Genomic DNA, 1,889 nt, shown 5'->3' with positions numbered 1-1,889 from the left:
CCGCCACACCACTTCGCCGTGCCCGTCGGCGCGGGCCAGCACCCGGGCCAGCACGAACAACAGGTCGGAAAGGCGGTTGAGGTAGCCGATGGCTTCGGCGCGCACCGGTTCCAGGCGCGCCAGGGTCACCGTTTCGCGCTCGGCCCGGCGCACGATGGTGCGGGCCAGGTGGCAGCGGGCGGCGGCCTCGCCGCCGGCCGGCAGGATGAAGTCCTTCAAGGCCGGCAGGTCGGCGTTGTAATGGTCGAGCTGGCGCTCCAGTGCGTCGATGTCGGCGGCCTGGATGGCGGCGTGGCCGGGAATGCACAGCTCCCCGCCCAGGTCGAACAGCTGGTGCTGCACGGTGGTCAGCAGCGCCCGTACGTCGTCGGGCAGGGGCACGGCCAGCAGCACACCCAGGGCCGAGTTGGCCTCGTCGACGGTGCCGTAGGCGTTGACCCGCTGGGCATCCTTGGGCACCCGGCTGCCGTCGCCGAGCCCGGTGCTGCCGTCATCGCCGGTGCGGGTATAGATGCGCGAAAGCCGGTTGCCCATGCGTGCCGGCCGCTCAGCGCAGGACGTCGTGGCGCGCCTGCAGCAGCTTCACGACCTGTTCGGTGGTCAGCTGCAGCGCGGCGGCCAGGCCGACATAGATCGCGGCGGTGCGCAGGTAGGGCACGAACCAGTCGGCGTAGTTCTTCAGCCAGCCGGCCACGGTCGGGTTGGGCACCATGTCGCTGCTCCAGTAGAACCCGCCCTGCGCGAACAGGTGGCAGACCGCTACCGCGGCCACCAGCAGCAGGGCCGCCTTGCCCAGCGTGAGCCACTGGGCGCCGTGGTACCCCTGGCGCAGCAGCATGCCGCCGGCCCACATGGAGAAGTACGCCGGCAGCAGCATCCAGGTGCCGGGCGAGACGCAGTAATGCTGCAGGTACTGCTGGCCGCTGCTGCGGATCACCAGGATGTCGATCACGATGGCCAGCGCCATCAACAGCGGGAACGCCCAGCGGGTCCAGCTGCGCAGGTAGAACCCGCCGATGAAGAACACGGCCCAGGAGGCATCCGGGATCGCCATGAAGTGATTGACCCGGGTGGCGGCCATCAGCAGTACGAGCACGGACAGGACGAAGGCGCGTTGGGCGGTGGTGGACATGGCAGCCACGGGAAAGGGTCAGGCATTCATTCTAGCGCCTGCTGCGGCAGGCCGCCGCACGCGCCGGGAACGGCCCAGCGCTTATCATGGCGGCATGAGTGAACGACATGACGTAGTGATCGTGGGCGGCGGGCTGGTGGGTGCCAGCCTGGCCATTGCGCTGGACCGCGCCGGGCGCGACGTCGGGCTGGTCGAGGCCACCCCGGCCGGAAACCTGCCGACGGTGTTCGACCAGCGCAACCTCAGCTTCGCCGCGGCCACGGTCAACGCCCTCACCGCGTTGGGCGTGATGCAGCGGCTGGGCACCGCGCCCGGCGCGATCACCCGCATCCATGTCAGCCGCGCCGGCGATTTCGGCCGGGTGCAGATGGACGCCGCGCAGTACCAGCGGCCGTGGTTCGGCCAGGTGGTGGTGGCGCGTGATTTCGGCAGCGCGCTGGAAACCTGCCTGCAGGGGCTGTCGCACCTTACCCGTTACCGCCCGGCGCGCTTCGTGCGGCTGGGCGCTACCGTCGACGGGTACCGCCAGGTGTTCATCGCCGACGACAGCGGCGAGCGCTGCCTGCTCGCGCGGCTGGTGGTGGGCGCCGACGGCACCCGCAGTGGCGTGCGCGAGGCGCTGGGCATCGGCGTGGACGAGCACGACTTCGAGCAGACCCTGTTCGTGTCGCGGGTGCGTGGCGCGCGTGCGCCGGACGGGACGGCCTATGAGCGCTTCACCGACACCGGTCCCACCGCGCTGTTGCCGCGCGGCGAC

General features: G+C 70.8%; 3 protein-coding genes. 1 reads left to right on the top strand and 2 read right to left on the bottom strand.

The window, feature by feature from the left end; all coding sequences use genetic code 11:
- Both DBR34_RS04280 and DBR34_RS04275 read right to left on the bottom strand, forming a co-directional pair.
- Positions 1–534 (bottom strand): cob(I)yrinic acid a,c-diamide adenosyltransferase (locus DBR34_RS04280; protein ID WP_128095849.1); only part of this gene is annotated, 534 nt, incomplete at its 3' end.
- A 13-nt stretch (positions 535–547) separates the two neighbouring features.
- Positions 548–1,132 carry a hypothetical protein gene (locus tag DBR34_RS04275; protein ID WP_128095848.1) on the bottom strand — a complete coding sequence of 195 codons (585 nt, stop codon included), beginning with the start codon at positions 1,130–1,132 and terminating at the stop codon, positions 548–550.
- 94 nt (positions 1,133–1,226) lie between these two features.
- Between DBR34_RS04275 and DBR34_RS04270 the strand changes: the two genes are divergently transcribed.
- Positions 1,227–1,889, top strand: a 663-nt coding sequence (locus DBR34_RS04270) for an FAD-dependent monooxygenase (RefSeq protein ID WP_181393894.1), incomplete at its 3' end; no start/stop codon positions are given.

Origin of the sequence: Stenotrophomonas sp. HMWF003, from assembly GCF_003061285.1 — a bacterium.
GTDB lineage: Bacteria > Pseudomonadota > Gammaproteobacteria > Xanthomonadales > Xanthomonadaceae > Stenotrophomonas > Stenotrophomonas maltophilia_AP.
This window is presented reverse-complemented; position numbering and strand designations above follow the sequence as displayed.